This window comes from Bacteroides propionicigenes, from assembly GCF_018390535.1.
GTDB classification, from domain to species: Bacteria; Bacteroidota; Bacteroidia; order Bacteroidales; family Bacteroidaceae; genus Bacteroides; species Bacteroides propionicigenes.
On the sequence record NZ_JAHBBW010000011.1, the window covers coordinates 1 to 16289 of the forward strand.

A 16289-nucleotide genomic window follows, 5' to 3' on the forward strand; every position below is an offset into this window, starting at 1 on the left:
AAATCTCTTCAAAGATCGCTTCTTTTTCGGTTGCTCTTCTTTTTCAAAAGCGGATGCAAAGGTAAGGACTTTTAAGTATATCTTCCAAATATTTCCGGAAGTTTTTTTTCTTTTTCTTTCAGAGCTCTTTTAAAGGAGCGGAGAAAGAGAAGTTCTTTTTCCTTGCGAGTCGGACTGCAAAGATAAGGAGAAATTTTAATATCTTCCAAATATTTTCGGAAAATTATTTTTCATTTCTTTTTCTCTCTTTTACAGCATCCATACGCTTTTGTTTCAGAATGTCAATCAATCGCTGCTTTCATTCTCGAAAGCGGATGCAAAAGTAGAGGATTTAGCAATATGCACCAAATATATCTATCTTTTTTTTCACGAAAACATGAAACTTTTTCGTAACTCGCTGATTGATAAACCTGTTGTAAAGCATATTTTCAAAAGCGGATGTGTACGATAACGGAAGGCATACATTATAATATACGCGGGCGCGCGTAAAGACGGCAGGGCATTAGGTTTATGAATAAATACTTGCCTACGGTGAAAATTCCGTTTGATATACGTCAAACGGGGGTTGCACCATAGGCAAAACCTTGTTTGATGTACATCCTATTTCCTGAAGTTCTCAGAAATTCTATTTTTTCCGAATAAAAATCGCCGCGCGTTATCGCGGTATATATCGCAGTATTATAATATGTACAGGGATTTTTCTTTAAAAAAAGGGAATTATACGCGCCCGCGCGCGTACATTATAATGTACGGCCGAATGTTTGTATCCGGTCGTTCTTTGTATGCAGCAAATAAAAAACATCCTTTGCTTCATGGATTCTAACTTTTATACTACCTTTGTGTACAAGGTAAATATGAAAGAGGATATGAATAATGGGGTGAAAAATATTATCACGAAGCTTCTGCCCGTCTGCGCATTGCTCTCCCTGATGCTGAACGCCAACACCGCATGCAGCAGCGAACAGGCCGGCAAGAAACAATCGGCAGCGATTGCTGCAGACACCGTCACCACCCTTGTGCTGCCCGCAATACCCGCCATGCTGAGTACTCCGGAACTGCGTGCAGACTATCTGGCACGCCACTACTGGGACAACGTGGACTTTGCCGACACCAACTACATACACCATCCCGAAGTGACGGAACAAGGCTGGGTGGACTTCATCGACATCCTGCGGCTGGTTTCTGCCGGCACCGCCGACGCCGCCTTAAAACAACTGTTTCTCCGGGCAGAGAAAGAAAAGAAATGTTATACGTACCTGACGTCTCTTGCGGAGAAATATCTGTATGACCCCAACTCGCCGATGCGCAATGAGGAGTTTTACATTTCCGTCCTGGATGCCATGCTGAAATCTCCCGTCATGGACGATACGGAGAAAATACGTCCGAAAGCCCGGCGGGAACTGGCGCAGAAGAACCGTGCAGGCACAAAAGCGCTGGACTTTACTTATACGCTTGCCAACGGCAAACAGGGCAACTTGCATGGCATAAAAGCTCCCTACACGTTATTGTTCATCAACAATCCCGGCTGCCATGCTTGCGGCGAGGCTATCGAAGCCCTGAAGCGCAGCCCCGCTACCGCCCAAGCCATTGCACGGAAACGGGTGAAAGTTCTTTCCCTCTATCCCGATGCGGATTTGGCGGAATGGCGGAAACACCTCTCCGACTTTCCCGATGAGTGGATTAACGGATACGACAAGAAGCGGACGATTGAACAGAAGAACCTCTACGACCTGAAAGCCATCCCTACCCTGTATCTTCTGGACGAGGACAAAACCGTGCTGCTGAAAGATGTCACAGCCCAAGAGATTGAGGAGTACTTGCAGAATATCTGAAAAAACATCCCCTTCATTCTATGATTTTGGCATCTTCGATGTCTGCATCATCCTCGGCCTTGCCGCCGGCAACAGGCGTCTTGGGACGGAGACGGGTGAACTTGAACCAGTTTACCAGTTCCGAAGCCGCATAAACCAGACTGGTGATTCCGATAATGATGAACGCCGTGGAGCGTACTCCCGTGGGGTTGAACAACGCAATCAGCCCGGCAAGCAATATCAGCACCGGAACAACGTAGAACCCACCCGGTACGGGCGTCCACCTGCGTGCAGCGGAGAGCGACGCTATCTGTTGCACACCGCCCATCACAAGGATGAAGCCCAGCACAAACGTCAGCAAATCGGCAAAGAAGCCCGGCATGATAATCAGCCACAAGCCGAACAGCAGACTGCCCACCCCCTCTACCGGGAAGCGGCGGCGCACCTCGGCGTTCTGAGCGTAATATCCTATAATACTGATGAGCGAAGGTACAAGGAAAATGACACCAATCGTTATCACAAAATAATCACCGGCACGGTCGGGAAACATCACCAACACCAAGCCAATTACCAGCGCGCATACAGCACGCAAGAATGAATAACTTAATCCTTTCATGAGTCTTTGATTTTTTGCGAAGATACATTATTTATCCGAACAACCCCGCATGACGGTGCCGAAAAATCAATTCACATTGAGCCAAGCGTTCAAGTCCTCGGCTATAAACAGCCAGTATAGCAATAAAACAATGGCGATAATAGCACCTACGGCAATCAGATGTTTCCGTCTCATAGTTTGTTCCTTTCTTTTTATTAGTAAATAATGGTTGTTACTTGTGATAGAGAACAACATTTCAAGATAAATGTTCTAATACGAAAAAAAAGTAAGATTTATTTTGGCAATTAAAACAATGTGCTTATATTTGCCCCTGTTAAAACAAAAAAAGACAATGAAAACAATGTTCGTAAATACATATTGGTGGTGGCACCCGTTACAACTCCGGCAGTCGTAAGGGAGCAGTGCTCGTATGTATATATGTAATATAAGAAAGATATAGGAAAAGAGCCCTGTCGCACCAAGCGACGGGGCTTTTTTCGTTTAGGCAACGCCCCTGCCTGTCCAAATATCAATGATAAACGGAAGATAATAAAAACAACAAACAATATGGCAAGTTTCTTAGTAGACAAAGAAGGTTATTACGGAGAATTCGGCGGAGCATACGTTCCCGAAATACTCCACAGATGTGTAGAAGAATTGCAGAACACCTATCTCAGCGTGCTGCAAAGTGAGGATTTCAAGCGTGAATACGACCAATTGCTGCGCGACTACGTAGGGCGTCCCTCTCCGCTATATCTGGCTAAGCGCCTGTCGGAAAAGTACGGCTGCAAGATTTATCTGAAGCGCGAGGACCTGAACCACACCGGCGCGCACAAGATAAACAACACCATCGGCCAGATTCTACTGGCACGCCGCATGGGAAAGCGCCGCATCATTGCCGAGACAGGCGCAGGGCAGCACGGCGTTGCCACCGCCACCGTCTGCGCCCTGATGAACATGGAGTGCATCGTGTACATGGGCAAGACCGACGTGGAACGCCAGCACATCAACGTAGAGAAGATGAAGATGCTGGGAGCAACCGTAGTCCCCGTCACCAGCGGCAACATGACCCTGAAGGACGCCACCAACGAGGCCATACGCGACTGGTGCTGTCATCCGGCAGACACCTACTACATCATCGGCTCCACCGTAGGCCCGCACCCCTATCCCGACATGGTGGCACGCCTGCAGTCGGTCATCAGCGAGGAGATTAAGAAACAGCTCATGGAAAAGGAAGGGCGCGATTGTCCGGACTACCTCATAGCCTGCGTAGGCGGCGGCAGCAATGCAGCCGGAACCATCTACCACTACGTCGACGACGAACGTGCGCAGATAGTCCTCGCCGAAGCCGGCGGCAAAGGCGTGGAAACGGGGATGACCGCCGCCACCATCGCCCTCGGCAAACTGGGCATCATCCACGGCGCCCGCACCTACGTCATACAGAACGAGGACGGGCAGATTGAGGAGCCTTACTCCATCTCCGCCGGACTGGATTATCCGGGCATCGGCCCCATGCACGCCAACCTTGCCGCAAAGAAACGCGCCATCGTGCTCTCCGTAAACGACGACGAAGCCATCCGCGCCGCCTACGAACTGACCAAACTCGAAGGCATCATCCCCGCACTGGAAAGCGCCCATGCCCTCGGCGCACTGGAGAAACTGAACTTCAAGCCCGACGACGTGGTGGTGCTGACCGTTTCGGGACGGGGAGACAAGGATGTGGAGACGTATTTGGAGTATGGGGAAACCGCTAAATAAGAACAACAATGAAACAGTATGATTATCAAACAGTGAGCCGCACGATACTTGGCGACCTGCACACACCCGTAAGCACCTACCTGAAGGTACGCGACATCTTCCCTCAAAGCGCGCTGATGGAGAGTTCCGACTATCACGGCAGCGAGAACAACCGCTCCTTCATCGCACTTTGTCCGGTGGCAAGCGTCAGCATAGACCACGGCGCCGCCATCTTCCGCCTGCCCGACGGCACACGCGAGGAACATCCCGTCACCGAAGAATATCGTGTGGAGAACGCCTTGCGCGACTTCCTCGACCGCTTCCACGTGGAGGGCGAATACAGCAACTACTGCGGCCTGTACGGCTACACCTCCTTCAATGCCGTACGCTATTTTGAGAACATCGCCGTAAAGGACAGCCGCGAAGCCACCAACGACGCGCCGGATATGCTATACATATTATATAAGTATCTCATCGTCTTCAACGACTTCAAGAACGAGATGCTGTTGCTGGAGATGCTTGCCCCCGACGAGAAAAGCGAACTGGACAAAGTACATAAAGCCATCCGCAACCGCAACTACACCGCCTACGACTTCCGTGCCGTCGGCGAAACAACCTCTCCGCTGACGGACGAGGAGCACAAAGCCAACATCCGCCGGGGAATAGCCCACTGCCTGCGGGGTGATGTTTTCCAGATAGTCCTCTCCCGCCGCTTCGAACAGCGCTTCACAGGCGACGACTTCAAGCTCTATCGTGCCTTGCGCAGCATCAACCCCTCACCCTACCTGTTCTACTTCGATTTCGGCGGTTTCCGCATCTTCGGCTCCTCGCCCGAAACGCACTGCCGCATCGAAGGACGCCACGCCTACATAGACCCCATCGCCGGCACTACCCGGCGCACCGGCGACCCCGAACAGGATGCCGTAAACGCCCGATACCTGCACGACGACCCCAAGGAGAATGCCGAACACGTGATGCTGGTGGACCTTGCCCGCAACGACCTCAGCCGCAACTGCCGCGACGTGAAGGTGGACTTCTACAAGGAGATGCAATATTACAGCCACGTCATCCACCTCGTGAGCCGCGTGAGCGGCGAGCTGAACAGCGAAGCCGACCCCGTCAAGGCGTTCATCGACACCTTCCCCGCCGGAACACTGAGCGGTGCCCCCAAAGTACGCGCCATGCAGCTCATCAGCGAACTGGAACCGCACAACCGAGGCGCATACGGCGGCTGCATCGGGTTCATCGGACTGAACGGCAGTCTGAATCAGGCCATCACCATCCGCACCTTCGTCAGCCGCAACGGAGTGCTGTGGTTTCAGGCAGGCGGCGGCATCGTAGCCAAAAGCAACGACGAATACGAACTCCAAGAAGTGAACAACAAGCTGGGAGCACTGAAGAAAGCAATTGTGATGGCTGAGAAAATGTGAGTGCATATACATTGTAAATTGTAAATGAAAAAGATGAAAACGGTTATTATAGACAATTACGACTCTTTCACCTACAACCTCGCGCATCTGGTGAAAGAACTCGGCGCAGCGGTAGACGTGCTGCGCAACGACCAATTCAGAATGGAAGAGCTGGAACGGTACGATAAAATCATCCTCTCCCCCGGTCCCGGCGTGCCCCAAGAAGCGGGATTGCTGACGGACGTAATACGCACCTATTCCGGCAAGAAACCCATACTGGGCGTATGCTTGGGCGAACAGGCCATCGGAGAGGTATTCGGCGGACGGCTGGTGAACCTCAGCAACGTGTTTCATGGCGTACAGACCCGCATACGGCTGGCAGAACCGGACTACATCTTCCGGGGACTGCCCGAAGAAATTCCCGTAGGACGATACCACTCTTGGGTGGTAGATGCGGAGGGGCTGCCCGAAACGCTTGCCGTCACCGCCGTCAGCCCCGAAGGGCAGATTATGGCGCTGAAGCACCGGGAGTATGACGTTCGCGGCATACAATTCCATCCGGAATCCGTGCTGACTCCGGACGGAAAACTGATAATGAGGAACTGGCTGCAAGGTGACGCAAACCACACACCTCACGAGGACAAATGACACACCTCGCAGAGAGAAATGACACACCCTGCAAGGGCAAACCACGCACCCTGCGGGAGCAAATCACACACCTCGCGGGAGCAAATCACACACCTCGCAGGAGCAAATGAACGTCATACACTATCTGTCATTCAGAGCATAGCGAAGAATCCCTTCCCCATGCACACACAAGAGAGCAGATTCTTCGCTTCGCTCTGAATGACAGGCAGCATAAACCTCTTAATCGCTAACAGAAACAAATGACAGGCAGCATAAACCTCTTAATCACTAACAGAAACAAATGAAAGCAATATTAGCCCGCCTCTTCAACCACGAAGAGCTCACCGCAGAGGAAACCAAGCAAATTCTCCTCAACATCAGCCGGGAGATGTATCCCGAAGCTCAGATTGCTGCGTTACTCACTGTATTCCAGATGCGTGGCATCACAGTAGACGAGTTGACGGGGTTTCGCGAAGCACTTATGGAGACGCGAATCCCGATAGACTTCGCACCCTATCGCCCCATTGACATCGTAGGTACGGGCGGCGACGGGAAGAACACGTTCAACATCTCCACCTGTGCCTGTTTCATCGTGGCGGGCGCAGGCTACAAAGTTGCCAAACACGGCAATTACGGAGCCACTTCCGTGAGCGGAGCAAGCAACGTGATAGAGCAACACGGAGTGCGCTTCACCAACAATCCCGACATCCTGAAGCGAAGCATGGAGGAGTGCAACATCGCCTACCTGCACGCACAGCTGTTCAATCCGGCAATGAAGCTCGTAGGCCCTGTGCGCAAGGCACTGGGAGTACGCACACTCTTCAACTTGCTGGGCCCGCTGGTAAACCCCTGCCAACCCGCCTACCAGCTGCTGGGCGTGGCAGACCTCTCGCAAATGCGTCTCTACACGAACGTCTTCTACAAGCTCGGCATCGACTTTGCCGTAGTAAACAGTCTGGACAGCTACGATGAAATCTCACTGACCGATGAATTCAAGGTAATGACCCGCAATTACGAACGCATCTATCGTCCGCAGGCACTCGGCTTCAGCGCGGTACGACCCGAAGAGCTCTCGGGCGGGGACTGCAAGGAGGATGCCGCACGCATCTTCGACAATGTACTGAACAACCGCGCGGAAGCCGCCCAAACGCAATGTGTCATCGTAAACGCCGCCTTCGCCATCCAAGTTATGGAACCGGAAAAGGAGATTGAAGAGTGCATCGCCATAGCCCGCGAATCGCTGGAAAGCGGACGGGCGCTGAAGACGCTGAAGAGATTTATAGAAATAAATAAATGTTGAGAAGCAGATTATATCAAGACTATCTGTCATTCAGAATTTATAACTCATACCCCCTTATGGATATTCTATCAGAAATAACAGAACATAAACGAACCGAAGTGAAACTGCAAAAACAAGCCGTTTCACCGGAACAACTGCGGGAACAGGCGCAGGAGCTGATGAACGCTCCCCAAGCCCCCCGCCGCAGCATGAAACAGGCGCTTGCCGCATCCTCCACGGGAATCATCGCCGAGTTTAAGCGTCGCTCTCCCTCGAAAGGCTGGATATACGAGGCAGCCCAAGCCGGAGAAATACCCGCCGCATACGAGGCTTCCGGCGCCGCCGCACTCTCTATCCTGACGGACGAGAAGTTCTTCGGCGGCTCGCTGCGCGACATATGCACAGCACGCCCGCTGGTCAATATCCCCATCTTGCGCAAAGACTTCATCATCGACGAATACCAACTGTTGCAAGCACGTATCGTTGGCGCAGATGCCGTATTACTGATTGCCGCCTGCCTGACGCAAGAAGAATGCGCCACCCTCACCGCCCGCGCCCATGCCCTCGGGCTGGAAGTGTTGCTCGAAATCCACAGCCCTTCCGAATTGTCCTATATAAGTAAGGAGGTGGATATGGTAGGCGTAAACAACCGCAACCTCGGCACGTTCGTCACCGATGTAGAAAACTCTCTCCGCATCGCCAACCGGCTGCGGCAAGCGGTAGCGGATGTTCAGGGCAGTGCCGGCACCCGCAACCTGCCGCTACTCGTTTCGGAAAGCGGCATCTCCCATCCCGAAACAATCTGCCGCCTGCGCACCGCCGGATTCCGCGGTTTCCTCATCGGAGAAACCTTTATGAAAACCCGCCGGCCGGAAGAGGAGCTGAAAGAATTTATACAGGAGATTGAGGGGAGGGAGTCAAAGGGACTAAAGGGGGCAAAATGCACGTGATGATTTTTTAGGCACGGATTACACGGATTTACTTTATCCTTCTTTCCGTGAAATCCGCGTAATCCGTGCCTAAAAAGAAACAAACAGTAATATAGTAAATAATAAAACCATAAATCCCATGTTTTCTCTAATTATCAAAGTATGTGGTATGACTGAAGCGGAAAACATCCGCGACGTAGAACAACTGGGCGTAGACATGATAGGTTTCATCTTCTACCCCAAGTCTCCCCGCTGCCTATGCGAAATACCGGAGTACCTGCCCGAGCACGCAAAGCGTGTCGGTGTTTTTGTAAACGAAAGCAAGGAAAATATCCTGATGTACGCCGACCGGTTCGCACTGGATTACATCCAGCTTCACGGCAACGAATCTCCCGAATACTGCCGCTCGCTACGCAGCAACGGCCTGCATCTCATCAAGGCATTCTCCCTTTCGCACCCCAAAGACCTCGCGGCCGTCTCCGCCTACAAGGGATTATGCGATTACTACTTGTTCGACACCAAGACACCGCAGTACGGCGGCTCGGGCAACCAGTTCGACTGGAACCTGCTGCACCGTTACAGCGGAATGACTCCTTTCCTACTCAGCGGCGGCATCAACCCTTACAGCGCCAAAGCCATCAAAGAGTTTCACCACCCCAAACTGGCAGGCGTCGACATCAACAGCCGCTTTGAAACAGTTCCGGGCAAGAAAGACGTGGAGCGCATCAAGGCATTCCTACAAGAAATACAAAGCATTACCAACCAATAATATCAAACTCAATATGAACCGCATCAACCAGCTTTTTCAGGACAGCCCCAAAAACCTGCTGTCCATCTACTTTTGCGCCGGCTGCCCCACCCTCGGCGGCACAGCCAACGTTATCCGCACCCTCGAAAAGAACGGAGTGGACATGATAGAAATCGGCATCCCCTTCAGCGACCCCATGGCCGACGGCATCGTCATTCAAGACGCCGCCACCCGCGCCCTGCGCAACGGCATGTCTCTCCGCCTCCTCTTCGAGCAACTGGGCGACATCCGTCGCAATGTCCGCATCCCGCTCATCCTGATGGGCTACCTCAACCCCATTATGCACTTCGGCTTCGAAGCGTTCTGCCGGCAATGTGAAGCGTGCGGCATCGATGGCGTAATCATCCCCGACCTGCCCTTCAAGGACTACGAAGAGCACTATAAAGCCATTGCACGGAAATACGACCTCCGTGTCATCATGCTCATCACCCCCGAAACCAGCGAGGAGCGCGTCCGCGAAATAGACGCCCACACCGACGGCTTCATCTATATGGTATCATCTGCCGCAACCACCGGCGCGCAAAAGGACTTCGACACCCGGAAGCAAGCCTACTTCAAGAAGATGCAGGATATGCACCTGCGCAACCCCCGCATGGTAGGTTTCGGCATCAGCAACAAACAAACCTTCGATGCCGCCTGTTCCCACGCTTCCGGAGCCATCATAGGCAGCCGTTTCGTCACTTTGCTCAACGAATACGAGGGAGATGCACAGAAAGCCATCTCGCACCTGAAAGAAGATTTAAGAAAGTGACTATTCCTCAGCCATCCTACCACTTTTTTCCTTATCTTTGCGCCCGAAAAACGAGTTAAACGAGATATTTATGAAAGCAGATTACCCTTCCGTACTCTTGATTTACACGGGCGGAACTATCGGAATGATAGAAAACCCCGAAACAGGTGCCCTCGAGAATTTCAATTTCGACCACTTGCTCAAGCACGTTCCCGAATTGAAACGCTTCAACTACCGTATCTCGTCCTACCAGTTCGACCCGCCCATCGACTCCTCCGACATGGAACCCTCTCTGTGGGCAAAGATTGTCAAGATAATAAATTATAACTACGACTTTTTCGACGGCTTCGTCATCCTGCATGGAACCGACACAATGGCATATACGGCATCAGCCCTCAGCTTCATGCTCGAAAACCTTGCGAAGCCTGTTATCCTCACCGGCTCTCAACTGCCCATCGGAACACTGCGCACGGACGGAAAGGAAAACCTGATTACAGCCATCGAAATAGCCGCCGCCAAGAACCCGGACGGCACTGCCGTTGTCCCTGAAGTCTGCATCTTCTTTGAAAACGAACTGATGCGCGGCAACCGGACAACCAAAATCAACGCCGAAAACTTCAATGCTTTCCGCTCGTTCAACTACCCCGCCCTGGCAAAAGCCGGCATCCACATCCGCTACAACGAGCACATCATCCGCCGCCCCGATCCCGCACGACCGATGAAACCGCATTATCTCTTCGACACCAACGTCGTGGTACTCACCCTGTTTCCCGGCATCCAAGAGAGTATTATCAACTCCGTGCTTCATGTTCCGGGACTGAAAGCGGTGGTGCTCAAAACTTTCGGCTCGGGCAATGCCCCCCAGAAAGAATGGTTCATCCGCCAATTGAAAGATGCTACGGAACGGGGCATCGTCATCGTCAACATCACCCAGTGCCAAAGCGGTGGCGTCGAGATGGGACGTTACGAAACCGGGCTGCATCTTCTTGAAGCCGGCGTCATCAGCGGCTACGACAGCACGCCCGAATGCGCCGTCACCAAACTCATGTTCCTCCTTGGACACGGGCTCAGCCAGGCAGAAATTCGCTACCGGATGAATTCGGATTTGGCGGGGGAAATTACAAAAGAGTAATTTCCTCTTTTGTAATTTCCCACTCCCCCGTTTTTTTCCAGTTGACTTTGGGCAGCTTTTACAAGTTTTTTATTGCAACGATAGCCGGATTTAACAAAATATTCATCATAAATAGTCAAAAAAGACAATATTTACAATCCATTTTTCAATTAGTATGACTACTTTTGTGGCGTAAACAATAAAAAGTTGATTATTTTATTCAACACGCAAACAAAACTGTAAAAACATTTATAAATTCACTTATGAAAGATGCTTTGGAACTTATTATATCGCGATACATGGTACGCTGCGGTTAAAATTGGTTAACAATTATCGGTTTACGCACTATATGTAAGCTATCTTTAGCTAAATAAATGTATTTTTGCTAATTATCAAACAAAACATTATATATGGGAAATTATTTTAAAATAAATCACATTCTATTGCTTTCCGCACTTATAATGAGTTTTATTTTTTACAGCTGCAAAGAAGATGTCTTCGACGCTGAAAAAGTGCAGGCCACCTATCAGGACAAATTCCCGGTGAAAGATATAGATCCCCAAATGGATTGGAAGACAACCTGTCCGGTTGATGTAAGCATATCCGTCTACGAAGATTACGGCACAGACTACACAGTCGAGGTTTTCGACTATAATCCGTACGCAACAGATGCAGTAGCCCATTTGCTGGCAAGCGGCACAGCCAATCAGGACTTGATATTCCAAACCACCATAGATTGCCCGCTGACTTTGGAGCGCGTCTACGTTTCGCGCATGGATTCCAAAGGGCGTCGCATCATGAAAGTTGTCCCCGTCAGCAACCGGCGGATAGAAACCACGTTCGGCATACAGGCTCTCACCCGTTCCTCGGCACGCGCCGGAGCTGATGAGGGCGAAGTGCAGATTAAGACGATGGCACGTCCCTATACAGACAGTGAAATCGAAGAATTACTAAGTAAGGCAACAGTCTACAACGGGCAAGATATGGACACCGACATTGCCCGTACCAACATTTTCAAGATTACCAAATCCTATTCCGGCGGCATCAATCATGGCGGCGCCACTACCCCCGATGCGGGAACCCTCAAGCTGATAATCGCCCCCGGTGCCAAATGGGAAATACCCTCTCCGCAAGTCATCAACCAAGGGCTGGAAATCATCATAGCCTCCAGAGGCGCCATAGGGTTGAAATCGGGCGGGCAGTATGAACCCTCCCTCCGATTCACCAACAGCTCATCCTTAGTGGTATTAGGCACTGCCTATCAGGAAGATGAACCGGATGCAGCGGAAGACACCCGCGGGAAGATTACAGGAAAAGGTTGGATTGAATTCTCCAACGGCGGAACCAATTACAATGCCGGAAAGATAGATGTGGACGGCATCAACAACAACGGCGGCACTCTCTATAACTATGGAGAGATAGACGCAGGCAAGCTGTTAGGCTCATCTACCGAAAGCCTGTACGTGAACCATGGTGACGTGGAAGTCCACCAAATCGGTGACAACCAAAGCACCGGTCCCCAACTGGAGAACAGTTGCAAAATAGAAGTAGAGAACTTCCTTGCCTCCAACGGCATCAAAATGGGAAAAGGCTCGCTTATAGAAGCCAAGCATCTCTATGCCTACAACTATATAGACCTCGATGCCAATTCCATGATTGACATAGAAAACACCACCAACCTGTCCAACTGTAACATCACGGGACCTACTGCCGCCAAGAGCTATGCCCTGTTGAAGCTGGAGCACATCAATCAGGCAAACTGGACGGGTTCAATGGGAACGGAAGTAACCCAAGGCTATGTTATCAATAATGTATATTGTGAATACAAGAAAGCCGTTGAAAACTTCGACAACTATTGTCTGAACGGCACAGCCGGCGGAAGCGGGCATAAAGGCAACGGCAACGCCACCATTTGCCTCCCCGGCAAGGCGCCTTCCTACATTCCCGAAGGACGCTGCACTGGTGCAGGCAATACCCCCGACGAATCGGGCGACGATGTAAACCCCGGCGAGATGCCCTACACATACGCCTTTGAAGACAACTACCCGCTGGTAGGCGATTACGATTTCAACGACATCGTACTGGACGTAACCACCACCTATCATCGTGAAAAAAAGACGAACCACATCAAACGCATCCAGCTGAACGTTACGCTTGCCGCCACCGGCGCCGTCAAGAGTATCGGTGCGGCATTGCGCATTGTCAATATCAACAAAGCGGACATCAAGAGTATCTCTCCCGCCGGAGACTACAAACGATTCCACGCTACGCTGGGCTCCGACGGCTTCTTCACTTTCGACTCCGGCACGTGCATGGAGAACGGTGACAACGCTGTCGTCATCCCCCTCTTCGGCAATGCCCACAAAGTGTACGACGGTGTGGAACAAGGCAAGATAGTCAATACCGGTTCCGGCACAACTGCCAAAGCCTACACATACGAGCTCATCATAGAGCTGGCCGACCAAAGCCGCACCGTCCCCTTGTTCTCCAAAGACAATCTCGATTTCTTCATTTGCTACAAATATAGAAATATGCAAAAACGCATGGAAATACATCTCTACGAATTCTGGAAATACGGAGCCACAGCCAACGGAACCGTCCAGCAATCGAACCTCGACCTTGCCGGAAACAACACGTGGGCCATCTGTGTACCCGACTTCAGATACCCGAAGGAGAGAATCAATATCAGCAACCAAAAGGATGAATCAGACTGCGCCTATCCCAAGTTTCTGGACTGGGCCCGCAACCGGGAAACGAACAAAGACTGGTATAAATATCCGATTGCAAAGAACATATATCGATAAACAAACAATATTCAGATCATTATAAACATACAAATGAAAACAATACTATTCGTAGATGACAAACCGGCTATCGGCAAGGTTCTTTCCGTCTATTTGGGAAAAGACAACAACTTAGTGTACGTGGAAGACCCTATCAAAGCCATAGAATGGCTGAACGAAGGAAATGAGCCGGCCCTCATCATCTCAGATATACGGATGCCCCGCATGACAGGCAGCGAATTCCTGCACTATCTGAAAGGCAACGCACTTTTCAAGCACATTCCGGTCATCATGCTTTCGTGTGAAGAAAGCATCAGCGAGCGAATCGGGCTACTCGAAGCCGGAGCCGAGGATTATATCCTCAAGCCGTTCAACCCGCTGGAACTGAAAGCCCGTATCAAGAAATTCCTTTAAAGTCCATCAAAGGGTATGCTGTATTACATCTATATAGGAAACAATCGGGCTATCATCGACCATTTGAGCAAAGTCACAGGTGGTATGTTCATGGCTGTGTCCTCATGCAACAAAGCGGTAAAGATTATCGACGGCATACGCGAACGGTATAATACGTCCATTCTCTACGAACAAACCGATGATGTGGAAAAAGACTGCAAAAACATAGATTTCCTGCACAAACGTTTTCCACGCGTCTACATGATTCTTGTCACAGAATCACTTCAAAGCCAACATCGCAAATCCTATCTGCAGGCAGGCATCAACAACACCCTGCCCCCTAAGGCGGATGAAGGTGCAATCCGGCAAATGGACCGGTTCCTTAATGTGCGCAAGACAAGCAAACTGGAGGAGTTCAGCCATTCTCACCGCAAGATGCTCAACACCTTTCACCTGCCCCTATGGAAGCGCACTTTCGATGTCCTTTTCGCCACCGCATCACTCCTTATACTGTCACCGCTGCTTATTGCCACCGCAATAGCCATACGTTTGGAGAGCAAAGGAAAAATAATCTACAAGTCGCAACGTGTAGGCAGCAACTACCGTATATTCGACTTCCTCAAATTCCGTTCCATGTACACCAATGCGGACAAGCGGCTGAAAGAACTGAACGCCCTCAACCAATACAAAATGGAAGAGGAAATCTCCGACGAACAACCTGAAATAAGGTTCGACGACCTTGTGGGGACAGAGGAGGAAGAAGCTACCCTGTTGATTTCGGACGACTTCGTAATCACCGAAGAGGACTTCCAAAAACAGAAGTCGCAAGAGAAGCAGAATACATTTGTCAAGATAGAGAACGACCCTCGCGTCACTCGTGTAGGGCGCTTCATCCGCAAATACAGCATCGACGAACTGCCGCAGCTCCTCAATGTCCTGAAAGGCGACATGAGCATTGTAGGCAACCGCCCTCTCCCCCTTTATGAAGCGGAGTTACTGACCAGCGACACCTACATCGAACGTTTCATGGCCCCTGCCGGACTGACGGGACTATGGCAAGTGGAAAAACGCGGCGGAGCCGGCAAGATGTCCGCCGAAGAACGAAAACAACTGGATATCAAATATGCCGAGAGATTTTCATTTTGGCTGGACATGAAGATACTGCTAAGAACGTTTACGGCGTTTGTGCAGAAAGAAAATGTATAATCCATTAAAACTAAAACCAAACGGACAAATGATAAAAGTCTATACATATTTCCTGTTATATCTTTGCACAGCTACATTTTTTCTGTTCCTGTTGCCTCATTCTGTCAGTGCCCAACAAGAAATGACTCGTGAAGAACGTATCAAGATTTTAGAAACATTGAAAGAAAGCGATGCCATATTGGAAAAGAGCATCTCTGGAGAAGGCTTGCAAGAAACACAAAACTATATCGAGGGCTTTGAACTGCCTCCCCTTTCAGTGTTCATGGATGCTGTCATAGAAAATGCCACGGTAAAGCGGGCACAATCCCAAGTAGAACAAGTTAAGAACCAATACCGTATAGAAAAAAGGAACTGGTGGAACTATTTCCGCCTAAATGCCAATTATGCTTATGGACGGTTCAACACATTGAACGAAAGCAGCGAAACTATGGTAGATTGGTATCAATCCACCACTGTGGGCTCTCGTCATACTTTTAATGTGGGTGCCAGTTTCAGCGTCGGGCTTGGTGATTTATTCAACCGCCCCCTCCGATTGAAAAACTACCGCTACAACATCGAGCAGCTTCAATATACCCAAGAGGAAGTGATGGAGGAGCGGAGACTCAAAGTATTGGAAGCATACAACAGCGTGACAGCCCAATTGGCAACCATCAAAGCTAAAGCAGAGAATGCAGCTCTTTACAATGCCCAAATGAAAATATCGGAAAATAATTTTATACAAGGTAAAATTGACATCATATCTCTGTCACTGGAGCGTGCACGTCGTTCCGGAGCGGTAACTTCATATGCCGAAGCACGTGTCTCACTGCATAATGCAATCATTTTACTTGAGATGCTGACAAATGTAAAAATAATCAAAGGAAAATAAAAT

At 50.3% G+C, this 16289-nt stretch carries 14 protein-coding genes; 13 read left to right on the plus strand and 1 reads right to left on the minus strand.

Features of this window, described 5'->3' with window-relative positions; translation table 11 throughout:
• Positions 1–929: 929 nt before the first annotated feature.
• Positions 930–1832 (plus strand): DUF5106 domain-containing protein, encoded by a 903-nt coding sequence (locus KG118_RS13040; RefSeq protein WP_187120036.1) that lies wholly within the window; start codon positions 930–932, stop codon positions 1830–1832.
• Between the two features lie 13 nt (positions 1833–1845).
• Here KG118_RS13040 and KG118_RS13045 read toward each other — a convergent pair whose 3' ends face one another.
• Positions 1846–2427: an HdeD family acid-resistance protein gene (locus KG118_RS13045; RefSeq protein ID WP_117712511.1), complete on the minus strand. Its 582-nt coding sequence runs from the start codon at positions 2425–2427 to the stop codon at positions 1846–1848.
• Between the two features lie 546 nt (positions 2428–2973).
• Between KG118_RS13045 and trpB the strand changes: the two genes are divergently transcribed.
• The 12 genes from trpB to KG118_RS13105 all read left to right on the plus strand — a co-directional run bounded on the left by trpB (position 2974) and on the right by KG118_RS13105 (position 16286).
• On the plus strand, positions 2974–4164 hold the full coding sequence (gene trpB / locus KG118_RS13050; RefSeq protein WP_117712509.1) for a tryptophan synthase subunit beta: 1191 nt from the start codon (positions 2974–2976) through the stop codon (positions 4162–4164).
• 8 nt (positions 4165–4172) lie between these two features.
• Positions 4173–5573: an anthranilate synthase component I family protein gene (locus tag KG118_RS13055; protein WP_117712507.1), complete on the plus strand. Its 1401-nt coding sequence runs from the start codon at positions 4173–4175 to the stop codon at positions 5571–5573.
• A gap of 33 nt (positions 5574–5606) precedes the next feature.
• Positions 5607–6200: an anthranilate synthase component II gene (locus tag KG118_RS13060; RefSeq protein WP_117712538.1), complete on the plus strand. Its 594-nt coding sequence runs from the start codon at positions 5607–5609 to the stop codon at positions 6198–6200.
• A 280-nt stretch (positions 6201–6480) separates the two neighbouring features.
• The gene (gene trpD / locus KG118_RS13065; RefSeq protein ID WP_117712505.1) at positions 6481–7479 is read left to right on the plus strand and encodes an anthranilate phosphoribosyltransferase; all 999 of its coding nucleotides are present in this window, start codon (positions 6481–6483) and stop codon (positions 7477–7479) included.
• Between the two features lie 56 nt (positions 7480–7535).
• Positions 7536–8408, plus strand: a complete 873-nt coding sequence (trpC, locus tag KG118_RS13070) for an indole-3-glycerol phosphate synthase TrpC (RefSeq protein ID WP_117712503.1) — start codon at positions 7536–7538, stop codon at positions 8406–8408.
• Between the two features lie 118 nt (positions 8409–8526).
• Positions 8527–9156 (plus strand): phosphoribosylanthranilate isomerase, encoded by a 630-nt coding sequence (locus KG118_RS13075; protein WP_117712501.1) that lies wholly within the window; start codon positions 8527–8529, stop codon positions 9154–9156.
• 13 nt (positions 9157–9169) lie between these two features.
• Positions 9170–9946 carry a tryptophan synthase subunit alpha gene (gene trpA, locus KG118_RS13080; RefSeq protein ID WP_117712499.1) on the plus strand — a complete coding sequence of 259 codons (777 nt, stop codon included), beginning with the start codon at positions 9170–9172 and terminating at the stop codon, positions 9944–9946.
• A gap of 70 nt (positions 9947–10016) precedes the next feature.
• Positions 10017–11057, plus strand: a complete 1041-nt coding sequence (locus tag KG118_RS13085; RefSeq protein ID WP_117712496.1) for an asparaginase — start codon at positions 10017–10019, stop codon at positions 11055–11057.
• Positions 11058–11497: 440 nt separating this feature from the next.
• Entirely contained in the window at positions 11498–13840 is a 2343-nt protein-coding gene (locus KG118_RS13090) for an LruC domain-containing protein (protein WP_158561004.1), read from the plus strand.
• Positions 13841–13873: 33 nt separating this feature from the next.
• The gene (locus KG118_RS13095) at positions 13874–14233 is read left to right on the plus strand and encodes a response regulator (RefSeq protein ID WP_117712492.1); all 360 of its coding nucleotides are present in this window, start codon (positions 13874–13876) and stop codon (positions 14231–14233) included.
• A 15-nt stretch (positions 14234–14248) separates the two neighbouring features.
• Positions 14249–15418: a sugar transferase gene (locus KG118_RS13100; RefSeq protein WP_117712490.1), complete on the plus strand. Its 1170-nt coding sequence runs from the start codon at positions 14249–14251 to the stop codon at positions 15416–15418.
• Between the two features lie 28 nt (positions 15419–15446).
• Positions 15447–16286, plus strand: a complete 840-nt coding sequence (locus KG118_RS13105; protein WP_117712536.1) for a TolC family protein — start codon at positions 15447–15449, stop codon at positions 16284–16286.
• The last annotated feature ends 3 nt before the right edge of the window (positions 16287–16289 follow it).

What these genes read in the sequence shown, in the direction of transcription:
- KG118_RS13100 (WP_117712490.1), top strand. Translation starts at nt 14,249, where the DNA reads ATGCTGTATTACATCTATATAGGAAACAATCGGGCTATCATCGACCAT.
- trpB (WP_117712509.1), top strand. Translation starts at nt 2,974, where the DNA reads ATGGCAAGTTTCTTAGTAGACAAAGAAGGTTATTACGGAGAATTCGGC.
- KG118_RS13105 (WP_117712536.1), top strand. Translation starts at nt 15,447, where the DNA reads ATGATAAAAGTCTATACATATTTCCTGTTATATCTTTGCACAGCTACA.
- KG118_RS13045 (WP_117712511.1), bottom strand. Translation starts at nt 2,427, where the DNA reads ATGAAAGGATTAAGTTATTCATTCTTGCGTGCTGTATGCGCGCTGGTA.
- KG118_RS13040 (WP_187120036.1), top strand. Translation starts at nt 930, where the DNA reads ATGCTGAACGCCAACACCGCATGCAGCAGCGAACAGGCCGGCAAGAAA.
- KG118_RS13055 (WP_117712507.1), top strand. Translation starts at nt 4,173, where the DNA reads ATGAAACAGTATGATTATCAAACAGTGAGCCGCACGATACTTGGCGAC.
- trpD (WP_117712505.1), top strand. Translation starts at nt 6,481, where the DNA reads ATGAAAGCAATATTAGCCCGCCTCTTCAACCACGAAGAGCTCACCGCA.
- KG118_RS13085 (WP_117712496.1), top strand. Translation starts at nt 10,017, where the DNA reads ATGAAAGCAGATTACCCTTCCGTACTCTTGATTTACACGGGCGGAACT.
- trpA (WP_117712499.1), top strand. Translation starts at nt 9,170, where the DNA reads ATGAACCGCATCAACCAGCTTTTTCAGGACAGCCCCAAAAACCTGCTG.
- KG118_RS13075 (WP_117712501.1), top strand. Translation starts at nt 8,527, where the DNA reads ATGTTTTCTCTAATTATCAAAGTATGTGGTATGACTGAAGCGGAAAAC.
- KG118_RS13060 (WP_117712538.1), top strand. Translation starts at nt 5,607, where the DNA reads ATGAAAACGGTTATTATAGACAATTACGACTCTTTCACCTACAACCTC.
- trpC (WP_117712503.1), top strand. Translation starts at nt 7,536, where the DNA reads ATGGATATTCTATCAGAAATAACAGAACATAAACGAACCGAAGTGAAA.
- KG118_RS13090 (WP_158561004.1), top strand. Translation starts at nt 11,498, where the DNA reads ATGAGTTTTATTTTTTACAGCTGCAAAGAAGATGTCTTCGACGCTGAA.
- KG118_RS13095 (WP_117712492.1), top strand. Translation starts at nt 13,874, where the DNA reads ATGAAAACAATACTATTCGTAGATGACAAACCGGCTATCGGCAAGGTT.